This window comes from Microbulbifer maximicatervae (SeqCode) (assembly GCF_052468155.1).
Genome location: NZ_CP174335.1, coordinates 3290352 through 3310770 on the forward strand (window position 1 = coordinate 3290352; position 20419 = coordinate 3310770).

Annotated in this window: 19 protein-coding genes; 8 read left to right on the top strand and 11 right to left on the bottom strand. The window is 50.1% G+C overall.

Translation table 11 applies throughout. The features are described from left to right. Positions 1-6 precede the first annotated feature (6 nt). The 5 genes from ACJJIY_RS14180 to ACJJIY_RS14200 form a co-directional block, all read right to left on the bottom strand. Positions 7-1347, bottom strand: coding sequence for an McrC family protein (locus ACJJIY_RS14180; protein ID WP_445358129.1), 1341 nt, complete (start codon positions 1345-1347; stop codon positions 7-9). Beyond that, positions 1344-3620: a DUF8426 domain-containing protein gene (locus tag ACJJIY_RS14185; protein WP_445358130.1), complete on the bottom strand. Its 2277-nt coding sequence runs from the start codon at positions 3618-3620 to the stop codon at positions 1344-1346. Before ACJJIY_RS14185 ends, ACJJIY_RS14180 begins: the two co-directional genes overlap by 4 nt. A gap of 65 nt (positions 3621-3685) precedes the next feature. Beyond that, the gene (locus ACJJIY_RS14190) at positions 3686-4381 is read right to left on the bottom strand and encodes a YecA/YgfB family protein (RefSeq protein ID WP_445358131.1); all 696 of its coding nucleotides are present in this window, start codon (positions 4379-4381) and stop codon (positions 3686-3688) included. Then, complete coding sequence (locus ACJJIY_RS14195; protein WP_445358132.1) at positions 4378-5685, bottom strand: restriction endonuclease subunit S; 1308 nt, start codon at positions 5683-5685, stop codon at positions 4378-4380. Before ACJJIY_RS14195 ends, ACJJIY_RS14190 begins: the two co-directional genes overlap by 4 nt. Then, a complete protein-coding gene (locus ACJJIY_RS14200) occupies positions 5675-7213 on the bottom strand; it encodes a type I restriction-modification system subunit M (RefSeq protein ID WP_445358133.1) in 1539 nt (512 codons plus the stop codon). Before ACJJIY_RS14200 ends, ACJJIY_RS14195 begins: the two co-directional genes overlap by 11 nt. A gap of 17 nt (positions 7214-7230) precedes the next feature. Here ACJJIY_RS14200 and ACJJIY_RS14205 point away from each other — a divergent pair, with 17 nt between their 5' ends. Continuing rightward, positions 7231-7485: a hypothetical protein gene (locus ACJJIY_RS14205; protein WP_445358134.1), complete on the top strand. Its 255-nt coding sequence runs from the start codon at positions 7231-7233 to the stop codon at positions 7483-7485. Positions 7486-8127: 642 nt separating this feature from the next. On the opposite strand, the gene ACJJIY_RS14210 is transcribed toward ACJJIY_RS14205, so the two are convergent. Beyond that, the gene (locus tag ACJJIY_RS14210; RefSeq protein ID WP_445358135.1) at positions 8128-8373 is read right to left on the bottom strand and encodes a hypothetical protein; all 246 of its coding nucleotides are present in this window, start codon (positions 8371-8373) and stop codon (positions 8128-8130) included. Between the two features lie 393 nt (positions 8374-8766). Between ACJJIY_RS14210 and ACJJIY_RS14215 the strand changes: the two genes are divergently transcribed. Beyond that, positions 8767-9336, top strand: coding sequence for a hypothetical protein (locus ACJJIY_RS14215; RefSeq protein WP_445358136.1), 570 nt, complete (start codon positions 8767-8769; stop codon positions 9334-9336). Between the two features lie 46 nt (positions 9337-9382). Here the strand turns inward: ACJJIY_RS14215 and ACJJIY_RS14220 are convergent, their stop codons facing one another. The 3 genes from ACJJIY_RS14220 to ACJJIY_RS14230 all read right to left on the bottom strand — a co-directional run bounded on the left by ACJJIY_RS14220 (position 9383) and on the right by ACJJIY_RS14230 (position 12477). Beyond that, positions 9383-10129, bottom strand: a complete 747-nt coding sequence (locus ACJJIY_RS14220) for a siderophore-interacting protein (protein WP_445358137.1) — start codon at positions 10127-10129, stop codon at positions 9383-9385. Between the two features lie 5 nt (positions 10130-10134). Continuing rightward, positions 10135-10584 (bottom strand): MarR family winged helix-turn-helix transcriptional regulator, encoded by a 450-nt coding sequence (locus ACJJIY_RS14225; RefSeq protein WP_445358138.1) that lies wholly within the window; start codon positions 10582-10584, stop codon positions 10135-10137. A 168-nt stretch (positions 10585-10752) separates the two neighbouring features. Continuing rightward, the gene (locus ACJJIY_RS14230) at positions 10753-12477 is read right to left on the bottom strand and encodes a hypothetical protein (RefSeq protein WP_108733635.1); all 1725 of its coding nucleotides are present in this window, start codon (positions 12475-12477) and stop codon (positions 10753-10755) included. A gap of 438 nt (positions 12478-12915) precedes the next feature. Here ACJJIY_RS14230 and ACJJIY_RS14235 point away from each other — a divergent pair, with 438 nt between their 5' ends. The 5 genes from ACJJIY_RS14235 to ACJJIY_RS14255 all read left to right on the top strand — a co-directional run bounded on the left by ACJJIY_RS14235 (position 12916) and on the right by ACJJIY_RS14255 (position 16627). Further along, positions 12916-13308 carry a hypothetical protein gene (locus tag ACJJIY_RS14235; RefSeq protein ID WP_444928164.1) on the top strand — a complete coding sequence of 131 codons (393 nt, stop codon included), beginning with the start codon at positions 12916-12918 and terminating at the stop codon, positions 13306-13308. Positions 13309-13493: 185 nt separating this feature from the next. Then, entirely contained in the window at positions 13494-13928 is a 435-nt protein-coding gene (locus ACJJIY_RS14240; RefSeq protein WP_445358139.1) for a type 1 glutamine amidotransferase family protein, read from the top strand. 260 nt (positions 13929-14188) lie between these two features. Then, entirely contained in the window at positions 14189-14533 is a 345-nt protein-coding gene (locus tag ACJJIY_RS14245) for a type 1 glutamine amidotransferase family protein (RefSeq protein ID WP_445358140.1), read from the top strand. 913 nt (positions 14534-15446) lie between these two features. After that, a complete protein-coding gene (locus tag ACJJIY_RS14250) occupies positions 15447-15608 on the top strand; it encodes a hypothetical protein (protein ID WP_445358141.1) in 162 nt (53 codons plus the stop codon). A gap of 584 nt (positions 15609-16192) precedes the next feature. After that, positions 16193-16627, top strand: a complete 435-nt coding sequence (locus ACJJIY_RS14255) for a hypothetical protein (protein ID WP_282932369.1) — start codon at positions 16193-16195, stop codon at positions 16625-16627. A gap of 82 nt (positions 16628-16709) precedes the next feature. Here the strand turns inward: ACJJIY_RS14255 and greB are convergent, their stop codons facing one another. Together greB and ACJJIY_RS14265 are read right to left on the bottom strand one after the other, a co-directional pair. Continuing rightward, on the bottom strand, positions 16710-17210 hold the full coding sequence (gene greB / locus ACJJIY_RS14260; protein ID WP_444897666.1) for a transcription elongation factor GreB: 501 nt from the start codon (positions 17208-17210) through the stop codon (positions 16710-16712). A gap of 39 nt (positions 17211-17249) precedes the next feature. Continuing rightward, the gene (locus ACJJIY_RS14265; protein WP_445358142.1) at positions 17250-19196 is read right to left on the bottom strand and encodes a S9 family peptidase; all 1947 of its coding nucleotides are present in this window, start codon (positions 19194-19196) and stop codon (positions 17250-17252) included. Positions 19197-19458: 262 nt separating this feature from the next. On the opposite strand from ACJJIY_RS14265, the gene ACJJIY_RS14270 reads away from it, so the two are divergent. Beyond that, on the top strand, positions 19459-20313 hold the full coding sequence (locus tag ACJJIY_RS14270; RefSeq protein ID WP_444913362.1) for a beta-keto acid cleavage family enzyme: 855 nt from the start codon (positions 19459-19461) through the stop codon (positions 20311-20313). The last annotated feature ends 106 nt before the right edge of the window (positions 20314-20419 follow it).

Genomic DNA, 20419 nt, shown 5'->3' on the forward strand with positions numbered 1-20419 from the left:
CCGTTTTTATTGGGATAAAAGTGTCTCTGTTTCCGGGCTGTGGAGCAAGCTGGGAAAATACGCTTGCCAGTCTCCGGCCACCAATTGTTGGCTGTGCAGATTAAATGGCAGCGCCCAAAGGTGCAGGTTGTCGGAAAAACTAAAGCGCGGCAGGGGTTGGCAAAAATCCCCGTGGGCGGGAAAGATCAGCGCCATATGGCCCCGGCCATCCATGTAATAGTTGCCGTAGGCAAAGAGCTGGTAGAGATCAGCTTGGCTCAGTTTGTATTTCTCGTTGCTGCTGGCGCGGCTACTTAATAATTTCCACTTGGTATCCATCACGGATACTTGTGGTCGACCTTTTTCCATGGTGTTACTTTCCAGCAACAAATCCGGGCGCAGTTGAAACCAGCGGCCATCCGTTTCTGTGCCCTCGGGCCTGTGCTTTAACAGGTATTGGCCGCTTGCCTGGGTGCGAAGGTGGCTGCTGGGCGGTAATGTTTGTTGCAGGCTGTGCGCCACATAATTTTCAAATAACCGCTCCATGGGGAAGAGCAGGGCGATACCGCGATGCTCGCCTTGGGTAAAACTGGCGTTGAGGTTTTGTAAGATTAAACGGCACCAGGGTTTGATCGCCTCATAGCTTTGCATCAACCGGTCCGAGCGCCATTTTGGCAGTTCGGCTAGTGGCACCCGGCTTGCCGGCACCGCCGCCATCTGGTGATTAAAGCTATTGGCCAAGCGCCAGTTATCGGCAGTGGCGCAGAGCTTCAGGGTAATTTCCAGGGCACTTTTGAGTAGGCGGTTTTCCCGGATTTGAGGGCTGAAAATATCGTGCTCAATATGGAACCAGGTGGCCCTGTCCGGCGTTTGTTGTGCCTGCCGGGCCATGTTAAGGCGGCCACGAATAAATCGGCTCTCCTCCGCCCGGCGCTGGTAGTCACTGCGCAGCCCGCGTTTTAACAGTCGGCTCAGGGCTTGCAAGAACTGTGAAAAAATCCACTCGTGCAGGGGCAGCGGTTGCTGCTGCAAATCAGCCGGGCCGGCATTGCGGGGGGTAATACCCAGGCTGATAGCGAGCATTTTCTGCAACAGTTGCCGGCTCCGCTGCGCTTCGCTGGCTGAGGGTGGTTGCCGGTGGGTTTTCGGCAGAATTTCGATAGCTTCCCCAGTGGGGCTCTGCAGAAACCCCACATAGCTGCCCAGTTTGACTCTGTGGGCACCGCTATCCCGAATAAAATGACTGCCCTGGCTCTGCCCCAGTTCCCGCAGCCATGCCAGGGTTTGTGCTGAGACTCGCGCCCGATCCAGACTGGAGGGGCCGGCGAGGTCGCTGTGCAGAGTGGCGTATTCGCGAACCTGGATCATTCCGCTACTTCGCTCTCGGCTTCTTCTAATGCTCGCGGCTGCGGTGATGTAGTGGTGGTGGAAGTAGACAGTATGCCGCGATAGGCATCCGGCTGGGTAAAGGCTTCTGTATTGAGAGAAAAACGCCGCTCATTGATTTGGCTGGCGATATCCGCAGGGAATAATTCGTTTAAAGGTTGTTGGCCACCCTCAATAATAAAGCGGTGGTGCGGATGTTTCGCCGGGTCATTCAGTACCCAGCCGATGCGCTGCCAGTCATCGAAAAAGTATTCCTGTAACAATGGCAATATTTGTTGCTGGAAAATAGAGGCCAGCTTGCTCTCACGCTCTTCTAAAGGGAGGCCGCACAGGGGCAAAAAGTAGCTGTGGCCGATCAGGTGATCTCGATCCAATAGTGCCTCAATACGCTGGTTTAGGGTTGTGAGCAGCTCACCGATATCAATACCGTAAACCTGGGTGCCCGCCAATAACTCGGGATTGGGTGGCATTTCTACAAAGCTAAAGCGGCGGCGCAGGGCCAGGTCAAGCTGCGCCAGGGATTTATCGGCGGTGTTCATGGTGCCGATCACATACACATTGGGCGGCACAGCGAAGGTTTTTTTGGAGTAAGGCAGTATCACTTCGCGGGCATCCTCGGCACCCTTGCGCTTGGCAGGTTCCAGCAGGGTGATCAGTTCACCAAAAATCCGCGAAATATTGCCGCGATTGATTTCGTCGATAATCAAAACCAATGGCTTTTGCTGTGGCTCGCTAATATCCTGCGGTGCCAATAGCTCTGCAAGTTTGTCTATATCAATGGTGGAAGGACGCAGCTCGTAGAGTGTCATTTGTGAGAGTGCTTTTTTAAACAGTTGCTCACGGGGCAGGCTGGGTTCGTATTGCCGGTGCCATTTTACCGGGCGCGCCTGCTGGTAACCGGTGCGCTCATCGGTTTCCAGGCGTTGGTAGTCGCCGGTGATTTCCGCAATTGCGCGAAACTTGCGGTTGCCATCGGAAATAACCACCAAATCCCCAACTCGAAGAGTATTGCGGAAGTTATGTACCGCAGTGATGGGGTAGTCAGATTGCTGAATTTCTAGGCTATTGGCCGTCTCAAACTGTTTGCGCACGGAATCGCGGCTAGTACAGCGAGAAAAATCGATACTCTCGCCATAGCCCAACAAGACATAATTATTTTCCAGGCACTCCTGATAAATATCGTCGTTGTCTTCCAGGGTATTACCCAGGGACATTTTCCAAAAACGGCGGCCATTAAGGTCAATCTGTTCGCCGCTCTGGCGGGTAACTTTGGCATCGGCGGACTCACATAATTCCTTAAATACACCGTCCTGAACGGAATAATTTAGTTGCCCGTTGTCACTACTCTCCGCGCGGATACCCTCAATAAAGTCCTCGTAGGCAAAACTCTGGTGAAAGGTGGTAAAGACAATGCGCTTTTCTGCCTGTAGAGCGTCGTAGCGCTCTCTCACTGCGCGATTATCGGGCTCATCTTGATTGGCGTACCACTGCGGGTCGGCGATCTGTACGGCCAGGCGGGTGGTATTGTAGGTTTTGCCGGTGCCGGGAGGGCCGAACAGGATTTGGTTGAGAGGCTGGATAGGTAAGTTAGCGAGGGGGAGTTTCTCATCCATAAGCTTATTCTCTTGCGAATCGTTCTCTGCGTAGAGCCGCCAGATCAGAATATTGGTTTGCACATCATCAAAAGTTTCCGGCTTGTACTGGTTGATAATTTTCTTGAGAGCTTTATTACTCGCCAACCAATGCTCTTTTCCATCAGGAAGGTCTATATTCCATCGCCGATGGATTTCATTTAAAAGCAGTCTAAAAATATTGGGGGATACCACAGTGGTACATTGGTTGGGGTGAGCGGCAGCAAAGACCCGGTTAATCACTGAGTGCAATACGCCAATAACCAAGCCCTGGGATTTAAAAGCAATAAAGCTATCGACAACCTGACGGTGTGTTGCTTCTGAGCCATCAGAAAAAATTTGCCAAGTTAGGCTGCGAAACTCTTGTTGTAATTGTTCGAGCGCTTTCCGTGAGAGGGCTCCTGTCTTTATGGTGGCGACGCCATTGCTGCGGGTCCACCATAAGTCTTCCAGTAGCTTATCGGAAATAGTAGCGGTTTCTCGCGCCTCCTGAATACGGGAAAGTAGATCTTTATAATCTGCTTCCCACTGGGCTTTCGAATCGAGAAAGGTTATTCCGGCAGCGCCAAAAAGTGTAGCAACGGCGCTAGAGAGTTTGCGGGCGCTGGTGGTTTCCGTATCCATCTATATCATCCCTGTAACTGGTTATTTTCTTGGTTTGGGCTGCCCCGGATTTCTAGCTGGAGTGCTTAATGCAAACAGCAGCGTTTAAATTTTTTGCCGCTGCCACAGGGGCAGGGGTTGTTGCGGCCGGTTTTGGGGGCTGCTCGGTGGGGGCTGGGGTTGGTTGAGAGTTCCGGGGCGCGCTGTTGCAGCCAGTGGCGGTGCAGGGCGCGGGCGGCGGGTTCTATTTGGGTGATGCTGTGCTGGTGCTCTGTATCGGTGAGGGTGCTGAGGTGATCGAAGTGTTCCTCGCGGCCGTGTAGGGCGATGGCTTGTAGCTGGGTATCGAGTTCTGCGGGCAGGTTGGGCCATTGGCCCAGGTCGACGCCGCGCATATAGCCGAAGCACCACTCCTCGACAATGGCGAGGGGAGCTTCGCCCTCTCGCTCGGTGATACGAAACAGGGCGCTGAACTCTGCGGGGGTTTCCACCAGCATCATGGCATTGCTGTTCATCAGCTGGAACAGCAGCGCGGTAAAGCGCTGCATCTCCTCCTCGCTCTGCCACTCCGGCTCATTGCCGGGGCCGCCCCAGAGGGCGGAGAACCAGCGGCTGGGGGGAATCATTTCCGGGCCGGACACCAGGGCGGTGAGAAAACCGTCCAGTTCGCAGATATCCAGCACCGAGTCGTCGTTGCCGTATTTGAGCAGCACGTCCTCAATAAATTCCAGATCGGCTTCACAGATGGGCGCATCGAGATCGAGGGTTTCGCTAAAAGTCATTGGACTTCCCCTATCTGGACCCGGCGCTTGCCGGTGAGCAGCTGCTGCATCAGAGCTTTTTTCTCCTGCTTTAGGCCGTCGAGTTTTTGTTGCAGGGTTTCGATTTCCCGATCGGCGTTGGATAGTACGTTCGCTATTGCTTTTTGCTCTATTAAATTTGGTAATTTAAAGTGAGCTTTATTTATTCCTCCCACTGATAGGCCAAATCTCGTGGCGCCACTAGCTAGAGTGAAGAAGTAATATCTCATTTGAGGAGTTGAAAGTAGTTGGCTAAGAAAAGGGCCATGTAAAAACTTTCGGTTTGGTCGAATTATTGCTAGGTGATAGCCGCAAACGACTCCCCCTAAATCCTCTGCTACCAGTGCAGGAACAGCTATGTCTCCGGGTGTTTCAGAGTCTTTAGTTATTATTACATCGCCTTTCTCTAGAATATATTTTTCAATTTCAGATTTCTTTGCTGTAGCTTTCATGAAGCTCAGCTTTCTTGTTATTTGATTGTTGTAATACACATCTGTGTAGTTACAAAGCTCTACTGGTATCTCACCGGGAATTATTTTTTTATCAACAGGGCTGACGATAATTTGGGAGGCGTCAGTTAAATATGTGTCATGCCAGCTTTCACTAAACCGAACCCCATTCTTATCCCGCAGGCGCTTTTTTCCGGTCAGCAATTGCTGCATCAGGGCCTTTTTCTGCTGGCGGCTGTTGGCGAGCAGTTTTTCGCTGGTATCGATGGCCTTATCCCAGGTGGATAGGATTTGGGCGATCTTTTTTTGCTCGGGTATAGACGGAATAGGTACAGGAAGCTCTTTGCATAATTGGATTGTCAGGTTTTGCTGACCAGAGGTTTTTTTTGAGCGGGACTGTAGCCATTGTTGAGCATAGACTCCACAAAGGAAGGAAACAAAGAAATCTTTGGATACGATATTTTGATCAAGCCGGTAAAATACAATTGCTTGATTCATATTGTACTCAGGATATAAATCATCAAGTAAGGCGATTTTACCGAGTGGGGGGCCTACAATATTCATTAGAATATCGCCCGGATATGCTTTAGAGCGAGCTAGGAAACCATTGTGAGATTCCTGAGACACGAATTGAAAGTTTGATTTACGATCAAGCTGTCCATTAAAAGATAAGTTATTTACTCTTAAGAAGGGCGTAATATTATCTTCTACTATTTCAGATTTGGGTGGGGTTGTGCCTTTACTGATTTTGAGGCAAATTTCATCTGCTAATAATAATCCCCACTCCTCAGGTATAAAGCCGACTCCCCTGGTATCTTTAAACCCCTTAGGCACCATAACCCAACTCCTGCAAATACTGCTCCATTTCCCCCTCCAGCTCACTTAACTGGGATTTCAGCTGCTGTCGCTCGGCGCGCACCGCCAGCAGGTCGATCTCTTCCTCCTCTTCGAAGGTATCCACATAGCGGGGGATATTCAGGTTGTAGTCGTTATCCTGAATTTCCTTGAGACCGGCCACATAGGCGTATTTGTCCAGGTCGGCGCCCTGGCGGTAGGTGGCCACCACTTTGTCGATATTGTCCTGGGTAAGCAGGTTCTGGTTTTTGCCGGCTTTAAATTCCCGCGAGGCATCGATAAACATGACGCTGTCGTCCTGCTTGTCGCGGGCGAAGATCAGGATGGCGGCGGGGATGCCGGTGCCGTAGAAGAGTTTTTCCGGCAGGCCGATCACCGCGTCCAACAGGTTCTCCTCGATCAGCTGCTTGCGAATCTTGCCCTCGGCGGAACCCCGGAACAGCACCCCGTGGGGCACCACCACGCCCATGCGCCCGCTCTTGGGATTGAGGGTTTCGATCATATGCAGGATAAAAGCGTAGTCCCCCTTGGTTTTTGGCGGTACGCCGCGATGAAAGCGGCCGAAGGGATCGTTGCCGGCTTCGTCGTGGCCCCATTTGTCCAGGGAGAAGGGCGGGTTGGCGGTGACGATATCGAACAGGTCCAGGTGGCCATTTTTGTCCAGCAGCTTGGGGTTGCGAATGGTATCGCCCCATTCGATTTTGTGGTTGTCCTCGCCGTGCAGGAACATATTCATCTTGGCCAGAGACCAGGTGGAGCCGATGGCTTCCTGGCCGTAGAGTTCGTACTGCTTGCTGTTGTGGTGTTCCCGCACCTTGCGCCCGCACTTCATCAGCAGGGAGGCGGAGCCGCACGTAGGATCGCAGATGCGGTCACCGGGACGGGGGTCGAGCAGTTCGGCGATCAGTTCGGACACTTCCGGTGGGGTGTAGAACTCGCCGGCCTTCTGGCCGCCGCTGGCGGCGAAGTTCTTGATCAGGTATTCGTAGCCGTTGCCGATCACATCCAGGTTGCCCACACGGCTGGGACGCAGGTTCAGTTCGGTTTTGGCAAAGTCTTCCAGCAGGTGGCGCAGGATGGTGTTCTTCTGTTTCTCCTCGCCCAGCTTATCGGTGTTGAAGGAGATGTCCTGGAACACGCTCTTGCCGGCGTCCTTGAGCTTGGTGCCGTTGGCCTCTTCGATGGCGTGCAGGGCCTGATCGATACGCTCGCCATTGCCGGGCTCGTGGCGGTGCTCGTACAGGGTGTAGAAGCTGGCACTTTGCGGCAGTACAAAGCGCTCGCTCTTCATCATCTCCTCGATCAGCTCCGGCTCGTTGCCGTAGGTTTCCACATACTCCTCGTAGTGGTCCTGCCACACATCGGAGATGTACTTGAGGAACAGCATGGTGAGGATAAAGTCTTTGTAGGTGTCGGCGCTGATGGTGCCGCGAAAGGTATCGCAGGCATTCCACAGGGCCTTGTTGATGCTGTCCTGGCTGATCTGTTCGGCGGCGCTATTGCTGCTCATGGGGTGTTTTTTGTCCTTTGTGTACTGCTGGGGCGCTGTGGCCCAGTCGAATTCGGTTTGCGCTGGCATTGCTACAGGTGTTGTCGCGGGCGTTGTTACCCGGTTTTACGGTGCTATCTGTTTGGGTGGCTCGCTGGTCGGGCATGGTCGGGAATTGGTTGCCCGATGGTCCCGATGGTGTTGCAGCTTCCCAGACAAGGCCGGGGCAAACCCGGATTGCGCTAAATGTCGGGGATGGTGATTCAGCTGCCGGGTGGCGTCAAGGGCTGTAGGGCAGCTTGTGTCTTTTGGGGAATCGGGTTGGTTGTTTATTGTTCAGTTAGAGGTCTGGTTTTGTCGAGGGGATAGGGGGCGGCAGGCTTGGTATGTTCCAATTGCTCGTCAATCTTGTAGACGTGGGGTTCGCAGTTGCTATTGGTTATATGAGTAATTTCGGTGGCTACAAATAAATAGCTGTAAGTACTGATTGCGATAAGAAAATGACGGCTCCAGTCTGCAACCTCAATATCCGGTTACGAACTGAACCAAATAGATTTGGGTTCGATTACTCTATCAGTTTGGGCTTGTAGAAGCGGGATGTTATAGGGCTCAAAGGTGTGCACTTCTGGCGCTATGACTAAGTTGCCTCTGAAGTACCCAATTAGTTTTCTATCTCTTTAATCAGTACATGTTTTGGCGAGGGAAAGGGTGGTAGGAAAGTCCTTGCCTGGGTGCGCTGGTATTCTAAGCCGCAGCCTCTACTTTTCTCAATAGCCTGTTGCGGTAAGTTATAGCCACCGAATCGCTCTCCCGCACAGCTGGATAGCAATGGCATCGCTCCTAGAAATGAGCGCCTAAAATCTTATGTTGAAATACTACCTACCCAAAATATCATTAGGGTGTAATTAATTGTGGGCACAATTAGTTTGTACTGTTTATACCCCCTTTTTGGCTATTGGCATCCAGCCTAAATAGGTGCGAGCATTTTCATAATGATCCATACCCACTTCCCAGGTGGTATTGGCGTCCCCATTAATAGATCTTGTTGATTTCCATATTACCCGTACATAGCCGCGGCTGGTGGCATCCCCTTTATGGGGCAGGCGTTCGCGGCAACTGATCCACTGTGGGAGTTCTGGAGTGGCCACTTTGTCTATTTTTGAGGGGGAGTGATTGATCAACTTATTACTCCTTTTGAAAACAGGGTTTTTATTGGAATTTTCTAAACCAGCTTTCTAACTCGGAAGCTTCTGCTCACAGCCTAATCGCTTCGGGTGAGTATAGTTGCTGTTCGTGATTTCTGCCGCCTGATAAGCTCGGTTACTACGGAAAGTAAAGGTTAGTTTGTAAAGCGCTAGAGGGCGCCATACTAAAGTTGTTAACACCCTTGGATCTGGCACTTGAATAGTGCGGGCGGAACTTACTACTGGGGTGGAAGGAAAGAATACACCGCACTCGAGACACGCTGTGAATACATCCCTGTAAGCTCCTAATCGGCATCCATGCCTCATAGGGTCCCAAGCGCGGTGTATTCTTTCCTTCTCCCTTTTTGGTAGGTGGCAGGTAAACCCTTTATGGATCGGACTGGGATGATGTTAAAAGTGGCTGCTCTAGTCGTGAGTATTTTTGCGCTGTTATGGATATTGATCGTTGCGGTTAACTCTGAAGTAAGTAGCGCTGGAGGAGGCAAGCTATCCAGCAATCCCTTTGAATATTGCGCGACGGTATTGAATGATGACAACCCAGTTCAGCGCTTTGCCGGACAAGCTATGCCAAAGGAAATCGTTGATGGTATCAGAAGAGCAGCCAATCTCGGTGCAGAGGCGCCTGAAGATTGGATCGCGAGGGGGACCTATTGGCGATGTATGGATGGAAGTGTCTTTGCCTGCTTTGTTGGGGCTAATCTCCCCTGTGATGAGAAAGCTGACACCAGTCGGGAGCCGAGTAGTGCGATGCTTTCATATTGCAAAGATAATCAAAGTTCCGGGACCGTTCCTGCGGTAGTGGCTGGCCGTTCCTCTATGTATGAATGGCGCTGTAGGTCGGGTGCCCCGGAAATTATCAGGCAGATTTCTAAACCCGATGCCCGGGGCTTTTTGTCCAATTACTGGTATCGGTTAGATAGGCCCGTTTCTGTTGAGTAGGGAAAGCCTGTAATTAGAAGACTTTCTCTTCCCGCCTGCCTGTAAACTATGCCTGTCCTTCCATCTTTTCATTGTCCAGGCGCTTGGCGAGTTTGTGGCCTTCGTCTGACTGCCCAATTTTCCAGTAACTGGAGATATAAATATGGGTTTTGGGGATTACTCTTTCCTGCTTAAAGAATTGCCGTAGGGTGCGCATGCTGTCGAATTCACAGGCGGCCCATACGGAGGCCTGCCCATCGAGCCAGGTTAGTGCCTGTAATTTCTCCAGGAGTTTCTCGCCGGATGGAGCCGGATTGATAATCCATTGGATTTGCAGGTTCTCTGGGTGTTCCAGCTCCTGAATATCCGCTTCACTGGAGATCTCAATTAATGCGTACCCCTTTGCATCCTTGGGTAGCTCCGCAAGGTTTACGCTGATGGCTGGCAGTGCAGTCATGTCCCCCAGTAGTAAAAACCAGTCTGCCTCGGGGTTGGTCATTTTTTTGGGGCCGGGGCCGCGGGTTAAAATTGTATCGCCGGGCTGTGTTTTAAGTGCCCAGCTTAGAGCGGGCCCTTCGTGTTCATGCAGTGCAAAGTCGATATCAATTTCAGTTTCACGCTGGTGTCTGATGGTATAGCTTCGCAATAGGGGGCGCTCGCTTCCAGCTTGTGGAAACAGAAATTTGATATAGGCGCTTTCCTGATTGGGGGCGAGGGTTTTTAGATCATTGCCACCGAGGGTGATGCGCAGCATATTTTTAGTAACTTGTGTCCTGCGAATAACGACCAATTCTCTGGTAACTTTCTCGGCCATAGGGTTTAGCTCCTTTCGTCAGGGGTGGAGTGCTCTTTCATATTGGCGACCATAACGCTGGTAATGCGGGCGAAGTTTTCTAGCTCTTCAGTACTTAAGTTGCGAGTCATTTGTCTGGCCACTTCAGCTTCTTGTCCGCTCACTTTTTCCAGCGTGCTTATTCCGTCTGTAGTTAGTGTCAAAAACTGGCTGCGCCGATCATTGGGGTTGTCGGTCTTTGCGATTAGCCCTGAGTGCACCAGGTCGTTTAGCACTCGTGTTACTTGGGCTTTGTCCAAATTCATCCGCTGGGCAATTGAGCGGGCAGTACTCAGTGGAAATTTGAAGACACCTTTGAGTACCCGTATATGGCTCACCGGCAAGCCAATATGCTGCTCCTGTATGCCAGCTCGCAAACGCCGTTTGTAGGCGTGAATAAGCTGGTGGAGGGATTCATTGATTGCGGTATCTTTCATGGCGCCATGCTAACTGGTTGATAGTGTCAACTTTATGGGTGTTGGTTGACTCTGTCAACTAAGCTCAGGTGGAAGGAGGTTGGGTTGATAGTCTGTGGAGGGTAATTTGGTTGGGGGTGCAGGGAGGCTGGGAAGGGGGTATCCCCTTCCCGTGAGCTTAATTAGGTGCTACCAAGTCAAGCTGATATCGGTTCCATCAAACTTTACATCTGAATCGTACACATACTTCAAGGTGCCTTTCCAGAAGGAGCCGTGCCATTCCCAGTCGGCATCGTAACTGACTTCATTGAGCACCTTCTGTCTAAAAGCATCAAAGCTCCCGTAGCGCTCTTCACTTCCCATAATGACGACCCAGGTCTGCTCGTTCCAATCACAGGTCACAGTGTTGGAGTCACCATTGCCACAGGGGTAGCGGACAGCAACGTATCCATCATCTTCCCTACCAAACTTCCAGTTACCGCTGCGGGACTCCTCCTCGAACTCTTCGGGCCACTGTAGTGCGACATCGGAGCCACCGGAGTGAAACAGTTCTATTTCCGGGTAGGGGTTGTATTGGATCACGGCGACATTGTTTACCTGCTTTATTTTCGGCAGGTGGTCATTTTGCATGGTGCTATTGCCGTCACCGACTTTTGCCCAGATAGATTGGGAACCGGTGGTGGCTATCCAGGGGGTTTGCTGGTAGCCCTGGCGGCCTCCCCAATAATTCTGGATGGAGTGCATCATGACTCCGCCATCTTTGTACATGGAGAAGTTGGCCGAGGAGAGGACAGAGCTGCGGCTGAATACAGCCCCGGCCTTGGCGGCCGCAGGGGCGGCTGCTTCGGATAGTCCCAGGAATTGGTCAAATGCTTTGAGTCCCTCATAACCTTCGAGTTGGTATTTGCTGGCGAACCAGGCGGTATCCGCTGCGACATCGGGGTGGAAGTAGGCTCCCTGGCTCCAATAGAAGGGTACGCGCTCTTCCCGGGGAAAGTCTGCATAGATCTCGTTTCTGGCATCCCCCAGCGAATGGCCGACTGAATAATTTATGTTGAGATCTTTACCGAAATATTCGAAAACCTCATCGGTGATTTCCAACCCGGATGTGGCGAGCATTACGCCGGCGGGACTGGGGGTGCGTACTGACTCTTTGCCCAGACCTGTCAGGAGGTAGATAATCCGGTTGATATTCCCTCCGGACCCATTGCGGCGGTAGCCGTCATTACTGCGCCCGGCTGCGGCGAAGTTGATCCCCTGGTCGTTGGTCACCAATAAAATATCTTGCAGCAAGCGATGAGCAGCGCCGATTGCAAGTTCACGAATTTCCTCATCCTCTGCAAAGTCTACGAGGTTTAGCAGTGCCGAGAGGGTATAGGGGTAGTAAACAGGGGAGTAGAACTCATAGAAACCATATTGGTTCTTCACTTCCAGATAGCGCTTTAGGCGCTTATAAGTTCTGTCGTCCTCAAATGCCCCATATTTCTCCTGGAGGAGATATTGGGCAGAGGTGTACATGATCATATGGTTTTCTGAAGCAAAGACATGGTCACCCGTCCCGCCTTCTTTAAACCAGAAGTGATAGCCGTCGAGTGCGGCAAAGAGTTCGTCTTTTATTTCGGGGCGGAAGAATAAGATGCGGATTAGGCGGGTGAGAGTGAAGTCAGAATTTTTCTTGCCGCCGTTGCGGAGTACATCCAGGTTCTTATTTAGCGCATCCCAGTTGAGATCATCACCGGTGTATGCCTGAAGTACGACGGCAGTATCGTTGGTAGAGGTGACTCCTTCCTCAATATATTGCAGCTGCCTGTCAATATAGGCGCTCTCATCAAAGGACTGGGCTTGAGACGTCGCTGACTGAATCGCCAATCCTAATAAAATCGGGTACAGCACTCCTGCTGATGGCACTTTCATAAGTACTAGTTCCTATTTGGTTTTAATTGATTTATAAAATAAATACAAGCGTACCACTTATCTATTGCATAAATTTGACGCTTGAGAAGCTAGTTATTTTCTTTCGGGATTAGTTGCAAAAACGATCAGCGGATATTGCTGGTTCTCAAATTGAAAATATTTTTTAAGTAGTCATTCTTGAGAAGTAGGGGGCTAGTGCTTTATCTAATTTTTCTGGCGTTTCCGCTGTGTCTAATTGGTACGCAGGCGTACTCAAGATAAATTTGGTTTATGTTCTGTATTATTGGGTAGGTAAAGTAGAAAAGTTACTCTGTCATCTCGGGTGAGGTTGTGATTCGTGCGCTAGGCTATTTTCCGTTGAGTGACGATGGTTCTTCTATATTGTGGTTTGATTCGCGAGTAAATATTGCAGTGGCCCTACAACTCTAGGAGAGGGAGATGAAAAACCTACTGATATTCTTCGCAGCCGGAAGCCTCGGTGCTTTGGCAAACAGTATTGCGGTGTGGCTATTTGGCCAGTTGGGGATTAATGCCGCTTTTGGCGTATCAATTGCCCCTCCTCTATCTCCTGAGTGGCTTTATCCTCGTATTGTTTGGGGTGGCTTATGGGGACTGCTATTTATTCTTCCGTTCTGGTCATCGAAGTTACTTTTAAAAGGAGCTCTTCTTAGTTTTTTTCCCTCTGCATTTCAATTGTTTGTGGTTTTCCCTGTGATGGCAGGGAAGGGTGTTGCCGGATTTGAGTTGGGAGTCTTAACACCAGTCCTGGTATTGTTTTTCAATTGGATTTGGGGTGTTGTTACTGCCCTAACTATTAAGGCTGCTCGGTAATAGGGTGTTAACTTTGTGGTGGTAGGCTTGGCGCTATAGAAATCTTGGCAGTTGTTACTTTTGGGGCAGTTTGACCTCGCTATATCGCTTTTCTCCTGCAAACTATCGATCTTATGTCAAGGTTGTACGTTACTCATGTAATCTATCTATTTCGTATCAAAGTTATTCGAATGGGGAAGTTGAACGTGAGAAAAACGGCAAAAATCTGTAGCCTTATCTGCTCTATGATAATTCTTGTGACGGGCTTTATTACACCTTCACAAGCAGCTGAGAATAAGCGGATACTAATCGTTGCTTCTAATCTTCAGGATATGGGTGATCCGGAGAAACACGATGCGAGAAATAATTTGTGGGAGTACGCTCCGCCTTACCATATTTTTGTTTCCCATGGGTATAACGTGGACTTTGTTTCGCCAAAAGGTGGGGTGGTCCCGTTTATGATGGATCCACTGGGGATTAGTAGTTACACCATCAAACATGAAGGTTTTTTAGAGCGGGCAAATAGTTCACTAAAGCCTGAGCAAGTAGTTATAGAGAATTATGCAGCTGTTTATATCGGTGGAGGCTATGGAACCTTATTTGATGTGGCATCTAATCGTGAGCTGCTAAGGAGCCTCTGAATAACTCCGTAATGCCTCTGCGGGTCTTGAAGGCTGCAGATGTTAGGCGCAGCTCGCCGCGAATGGCCGTAGCCCTTTGCAAGAGCTGCAACGCAGCAGCTGTGGCCTTCAAGGCCCGCCCTTCGGGGCTTGCAGAGCGATTCACACTCCGCGTTGCGACTTCTTGAAAGGTCTAGACATTCCTGCGAAGCCGCGCCTTGATTGTGAACCGCTCTGCATGCCAGAGGTATCACGGAGTTATTCAGAGGCTCCCTAATATTATGGGTGAGATTTACCAGAAAGGGGGAGTTGTGGGCAGCTGTGGCCATGGGGCAGGTGCGTTTGCTGATGTGAAACTGAAAGATGGCCATTATATGGTAAGGGGCAAGAAGGTTGCCGGTTTCCCTGACTCCACAGAAAAAGAGAAGTCTTGGGCTAAGCAGGGTACTTTATTACCGTTCTTGGTAGAGGAACGCCTTCGAGAGAATGGAGCCATTATTATTAATAAGGATAATGTTGCAGATAAGCATGATGTCATATCCGATCAGCGTATTGTTTCTACAATGTTTTTACCTTCTTCTGCGCTGGTTGCAAAGGAAATGCTGGGTTTAATCGAGAGCAACTAAATTGCTCCAGTACCTTATTGTGTATTTGCTCTATCGTTAGGCAGTCATTCTGCGGGTCAAGCTCTAACGAGTTTGGCCTCAATGCGACCAATCTCTACCTGTTAGTCTCAATATGCTATAACGCGGGTAACCAACTCGGGATCACTCGATCGCCCTTGTAGCTAAATCTTGTCTCTGCATATTTATCTACCATTCTTTCTAAAGGGAACTGAAATCGGCGGCAGTGAATATGCGTCCATTTATTGTATTAATAATATCGGTAACTTTGGGGAAGCTGGCCTATGTGTTTAGCCCCTCTCTGGGGAACAATGTAATAGTGGCCTTATTGGCTCTATTGGGTGCAGTTCCCTATTTGTTAATGCCGATTAGATCCGAGTTTTTCAGGGTGCAAATTCTTCAATGGGCTAAACAGAATGATATTGGCGTTTTGAGACTCGAGAGTAGGGGGTTTTCCAAAGGACGATTGTTTTGGCGTGTATCTGATGCGCAAAGCGTCTTCTGTGTTACCTCAAGAGAAGCCACTTACTGGGTGGCCTGCGGCTCCTGGTTGCTGGGTTCTTATAGTCGGAAGCTAATCATATATAAAGAGGTTGGGGGTGCCTTGGATTTGATTGCAGCATTTGACGGAGATAGTTGCCAGGCTGAGTGATTCTGATCGGTGCTTACTGGACTAGAGGGTTTGATTTGATAGCAGCAATGTGAATATAAATGTATTTTTTCTTGCGATTCATTATAAGAAGCAATCTATCTCGACAATTCTGTAAAGGATTCCCTGGCTGACGAGCAGAAAGTTGCTGATCTGAGGCAGGATACCAAGAATTTACAGGCAGATATCAAACGCCTGACTGCCAGCATCGTTACGCTGGATATTGCCGATGCCACTGCTATCTCTCTGGGCACGGTTGCTTCTATCGTGGCTTTTCCTGAGGGTTTGTTGAAATGGTTTGTGATGGGTCCGGTGGCAGCTGCAAAAATTGTTGCCGATCAAAAGAGTATTCAGGATCAACAGGCAGAGATGAACCTGTTCACTACTGATGTATCCACTCTACAAAAACTGTCCCAGAGCTTTGGATAACTAGCAGAAAAGCCCAGTAAGTTAAAGATAAGTTACAGGCCGTATTACAAGAGTGGCAAAGAATTGAAAGTGATGTTTCCGATGCGATAAGTGATATTCAAACTGCGATCTCTGATGAAGAGAGGGCAAACTATACAGCAGTTATTAATGGCCTCAACGAGGCGGTGTCCGAGTGGAATGATGCGTATTCCCAAGGGGGAAGCCTGTTTATTGAGCTCAACGTAAACAATGCAGATTTGAAAGTTAGAATGAGTTCAGAGCAGGTTAAATCTGCTTTTTCTGCTGGAAGCACTGTTGGTGTGATTCATTATTATAATACTCTATAAGAAGTATTTTTTTAGATTTACTGAAGGATTACCAAAAAAGGTAAGCCTTTTTGGCTTTTGATAGGGCGTATAGGTTCGCTTTCTAAGGTTGTTACAGAATGGCCATCGATTTTCACCTGGAGCTCACACTATTTTTATGGGCACATTTCAATTCGTGTATTTGTAAGCGATTCTAAATTATTCATCTAGTGTTTTTGAAAGCGCTGACCTGAGATACTATAGTCGCACTTCGGCAGACTCTGAAAGTGTACAAGCCCCATGAGTGATATTTATAAAGCCCCTAAAAGTGAATTAAATACAAGTAAGTACCACTCTTTGATTGAGAGGTTACTGAAAGAACAGAGTATGCCCCTCGCGATATTTGCGGTGTTGTTAGGTACATTGGGTACGCTCGTTTTGCTTTCATTTGCCCGCGGTATTATCCCTTTGTATGTTTATGTGATCCCAGGATTTATTGCAGGTATCCTCGTTAAGTTTATGGGGCGACCTGTAACAGCATCCTACCGTGTGATTCCTGGGTTATTGAGTGGGGTGATCGTCTCTATCTGGGTGAGCTTAGGGGGGATTTCTATTTATACATTTTTACTTCCACTATTAAACATCTTGTGTTGTCTGGCTGTGTCAAGGCGCCGATTAAACTATGAGGAAGAGAAAGCGTTGTATAAGTACCGGCATGGATTGGTGAAGTTATGACAATGATTATCTCAGCTTGGTTGTTTAGAGGTCGTATTTAGTTCTATAAGTACGACCTCTTCATAGGCTCTGGAGGCCGAAACTACTCCTCGTAACGAATGTCAGTAATGTAGAAAGCCTGCCACTTTTCCCCCTGACGGATATCCACCTCATCATCGAGCTTGCGCCCTAATAAGGCACGGGCAACGGGGGAGTCCATAGATATCAAGCCTGCTTTTACATCGAATTCATCGGGTCCTACAATGCGGTAGCAAACGCTCTCTCCCTCATCATCTTCAAGCGTTACCCAGGCTCCAAAAAATACCTTTTCCTTATCGTCCGGTATTCGATCTACAACAGTAATTTCTTCCAGGCGCTTGGTGAGAAAACGCACGCGGCTGTCGATTTCCCGCAGTCTTTTTTTACCGTAGATATAGTCTGCGTTTTCCGAGCGATCTCCCAGCTTGGCGGCGTCGCTAACCGCCTGGGTTACCCGGGGGCGCTCCTCCTCCCAGAGATGCTTAACTTCGGCGCGCATACGTTGCGCGCCCTCTGCGGTGATGTAGCGGGAGCCGCGTGGACGCGGCGGTCTCCATCTTCCCATAGTATTTTTTTAAACTCTTTTTAATTCAATATTGTTTAATTATAGGTTTTCGATGGTAATTCCCGGGCCGGGTTCCGCGAGCGGGAAATTAAATATGCGGCTGTAGAATTCAAGCTCTCCCTCCAGGGCCAACTTGATACTGTCGCCACTGCGGAACCCATGCCCTTCATTGGCAAATGTAATATAAGACACCGGGATACCTCGCTCCCTCAGGGCATCCACCATGGTTTCGGCTTGCTTGGGTGGTACTACCTTGTCCTCCATGCCCTGGAAGAAAATCACGGGGCAATTCAGCTTTTCCACATCGTTAATGGGGGAGCGCTGAAGGTAGACTTTTTCTGCGGAAGGCCAGGGTCCTACCAGTTTATCCAGGTAGCGGGATTCAAACTTGTGGGTGTCTTTGGCGAGGCTACTCAATTCCCCGATTCCATAATGGCTGGCACCTGCTTTAAAGGTATCGTGGTAAGTCAACGCCGCCAGAACTGTGTAACCGCCGGCACTACCACCTTTGATCAGCAGGCGATTGGGGTCGGCGAGCCCATCTTCTACCAGGTATTCTGCACCGGCGCAGACATCTTCTACGTCATAGATGCCCCATTTATCGGCGAGGCGGTCCCGATACTTGCGGCCATAGCCGGTACTGCCGGAGTAGTTTACGTCCAGAATGGCAAATCCCCGGCTTGTCCAGTATTGAACTTTCAGGCTGAGGCCTGCTGATGTAGCGCCGGTGGGGCCCCCATGACTAAATACAATCAGCGGTGGCTTATCGCCACTGGGTGCTTGGAAGTTGGGGTTGTGGGGTGGGTAATAAAATCCGTGTACTGCACGATTATCCACTTGGAAAGTGACGGCTTGAGCGATGGAGAACAAATCAGTTGGCAGCGAGCTGCTATTGCTACTGGCAATCTGTTCCGTTTTACCCGTCTTTTGGTTAAAGCTAATAACAGCGGGAAAGCTCTCTGCACCTGCGGCAATCATCACCCCGTTGCCATTTTCACAGTGCAGGCTTTCGATATCACAATAAGGCTGGGGAAGAGTTTGATGCTCTCCGCTTTTTATGTCGACCTTTCCAAGGTGCCAAGTGCCATTCTGGGTGTAAGTACAGAGGATTTCCGTGGGGCTAATAAAGCCGTAAGTGGACATTCCAAATACCCACTGTGGTGTGGCGAATTCTGCTTCTTTTTCCCACAAGGGTTCGCTTTGTCCGAGCCTATATAGGTTCCACCAGTTGTTGCGATCGGAGACATAGCAGAGTTCGCCCTCAGGAGACCACTGGGGCTGAAAGACGGATTCATTCTCGCCTCCGGCTACTTGGGTGACTTCACCGATATCCCCCGCCTGATCGAGTTTGGCGATACAGAGTTCTGTCGCGTCCCAGGGGAGGTTAGGGTGGTGCCAGCGCAGAAATGCGAGTCGATCACCGGCCGGATTCAGAGTTGGGTTCGAATAAAAGTCTGCACCTTCTTGAAGGATTATCGGTGGATTAGCCAGTGGGTTGTTTAGGTCTACCGCGATAATGCGCGCACGGGGTTCCTCGCCCTGCTGGTGGCCACTGGTATCTTCCTCGACACAAATTAATCGATTTCTCAGGGGGTCGATAATCAGATCGGCGTAGCGGGAGCTATTTTCTGCGGTGATTGCTTCGGGGATCGCATTGTCGAGCTTCATACGATAAATGCGCTGATCTTCTGCCAGTACGAAATAGGCGGTGTCACCGTAAACAAGATAACTGCCGCCTCCATATTCATGGGCTTTGGTGCGTACGGCGATTGGGGCGGGGGTGAGATCTCTGAGCCCATTTTTTGGACAATACTGCACCAGTACATTCCTGCCTTTTTCAGACGGGCGGGACTCCAGCCAGTAATAGCGGCCATCTACTAAATTGGCTTCTGCCAGGCGAACGCTGCCCTCCACGAGAAGTTCTGCGTTGATTGCAGATTTCCAGCTGCCGTAAGGGGCGATGGTTGGAGTGATAGTCTCGCTCATGAGGTACTTACTTCCTTATTGGGTTTTTCGCATTCTGCCGAGATGAATCCGGGGAAACAAGGTGCCTTGGCGGGGGCCCTATGATACTCTCGCATAACCAAGCAAGCGCTTGGTGCTGTATTTTGTCGATGCGCTATCCAGAATCAGCTCTTCCACTCGCTCTGGTCCTTTTACGATCAGTTGGTGTTGTAGGAGCGACGCGCACACGCTGGATAGCCCTGTAAACAGCGGCCTTAACAAAGATAATTCAGGAGAGCCAGCGATGTCTGATGAAGTGGTGATTACTTGCGCCCTAACCGGAGTGCTTACCAACCCCCAGCAGCACCCGGTCCCGGTAACCCCCAAGGAAATGGCGGAATCCGCCCGTGAAGCCTACGATGCGGGGGCTTCCGTTATGCATGTTCATTTCCGCGCGCAAGAGGAAAATAAAGGCCATTTACCCACCTGGGACCCGCAAATAGCCTTGGAAATTGCCGATGCAATTCGCGATAAATGCCCTGGTGTTATTCTAAATTTTTCAACTGGCACTATCGGACGGGATCAGCAAGGCCCCTTGAGTTGTGTGCGTGCCGGTAAGCCGGAAATTGCCGCCTGTAATGCGGGAAGCCTGAACTATTTAAAGGCGCGATCCAACGGCACCTGGGCTTGGCCACCCATGGTATTTGATAACCCGGTCGATAAGGTAGAGGAGCTGTTGGCAGTTTGTCGGGAGACCGGTACCCGCCCGGAATTTGAGTGCTTTGATATCGGTATCGTTCGCTCTGTGGGAATGTATGCGGATGTAGGGATGGTGGATAAGCCCAACTACAACCTGGTGATGGGAGTGGCTTCAGGTATGCCTGCCGATCCCGACTTACTGGAAATTATTCCAAAATATATGAAGCCCGGCAGCTTATGGCAGAGCACAGTGATCGGCCGTGAGGAAATCTGGCCGGTGCATCGCAAGACTGCAGAATTGGGCGGCCATTTGCGCACTGGAGTTGAAGATACCTTTTACTTGCCGGGAGGAGAGAGGACTTCAGGGAATGGTCAATTGATAGAGGCTCTTGCGGCTGTAGCTGAAGAGACTGGGCGAAAGGTGGTGTCACCGAGTCGGGCGCGGGAGATTTTCTGCTAAAAGCAGCATGCGCCAATGATTGCGTCCGGCCCCTTGCTGCGGAATTACTTTCCGAGGCTGTAGACTGTCAGCTATTACTTTTCTTCCTTTTGGGCCGCATCAGAAT

Coding starts and splice junctions, on each gene's coding strand:
- ACJJIY_RS14180 (WP_445358129.1), bottom strand. CDS start 1,347: ATGATCCAGGTTCGCGAATACGCCACTCTGCACAGCGACCTCGCCGGC.
- ACJJIY_RS14185 (WP_445358130.1), bottom strand. CDS start 3,620: ATGGATACGGAAACCACCAGCGCCCGCAAACTCTCTAGCGCCGTTGCT.
- ACJJIY_RS14190 (WP_445358131.1), bottom strand. CDS start 4,381: ATGACTTTTAGCGAAACCCTCGATCTCGATGCGCCCATCTGTGAAGCC.
- ACJJIY_RS14195 (WP_445358132.1), bottom strand. CDS start 5,685: ATGGTGCCTAAGGGGTTTAAAGATACCAGGGGAGTCGGCTTTATACCT.
- ACJJIY_RS14200 (WP_445358133.1), bottom strand. CDS start 7,213: ATGAGCAGCAATAGCGCCGCCGAACAGATCAGCCAGGACAGCATCAAC.
- ACJJIY_RS14215 (WP_445358136.1), top strand. CDS start 8,767: ATGGATCGGACTGGGATGATGTTAAAAGTGGCTGCTCTAGTCGTGAGT.
- ACJJIY_RS14220 (WP_445358137.1), bottom strand. CDS start 10,129: ATGGCCGAGAAAGTTACCAGAGAATTGGTCGTTATTCGCAGGACACAA.
- ACJJIY_RS14225 (WP_445358138.1), bottom strand. CDS start 10,584: ATGAAAGATACCGCAATCAATGAATCCCTCCACCAGCTTATTCACGCC.
- ACJJIY_RS14230 (WP_108733635.1), bottom strand. CDS start 12,477: ATGAAAGTGCCATCAGCAGGAGTGCTGTACCCGATTTTATTAGGATTG.
- ACJJIY_RS14235 (WP_444928164.1), top strand. CDS start 12,916: ATGAAAAACCTACTGATATTCTTCGCAGCCGGAAGCCTCGGTGCTTTG.
- ACJJIY_RS14245 (WP_445358140.1), top strand. CDS start 14,189: ATGGGTGAGATTTACCAGAAAGGGGGAGTTGTGGGCAGCTGTGGCCAT.
- ACJJIY_RS14255 (WP_282932369.1), top strand. CDS start 16,193: ATGAGTGATATTTATAAAGCCCCTAAAAGTGAATTAAATACAAGTAAG.
- greB (WP_444897666.1), bottom strand. CDS start 17,210: ATGGGAAGATGGAGACCGCCGCGTCCACGCGGCTCCCGCTACATCACC.
- ACJJIY_RS14265 (WP_445358142.1), bottom strand. CDS start 19,196: ATGAGCGAGACTATCACTCCAACCATCGCCCCTTACGGCAGCTGGAAA.
- ACJJIY_RS14270 (WP_444913362.1), top strand. CDS start 19,459: ATGTCTGATGAAGTGGTGATTACTTGCGCCCTAACCGGAGTGCTTACC.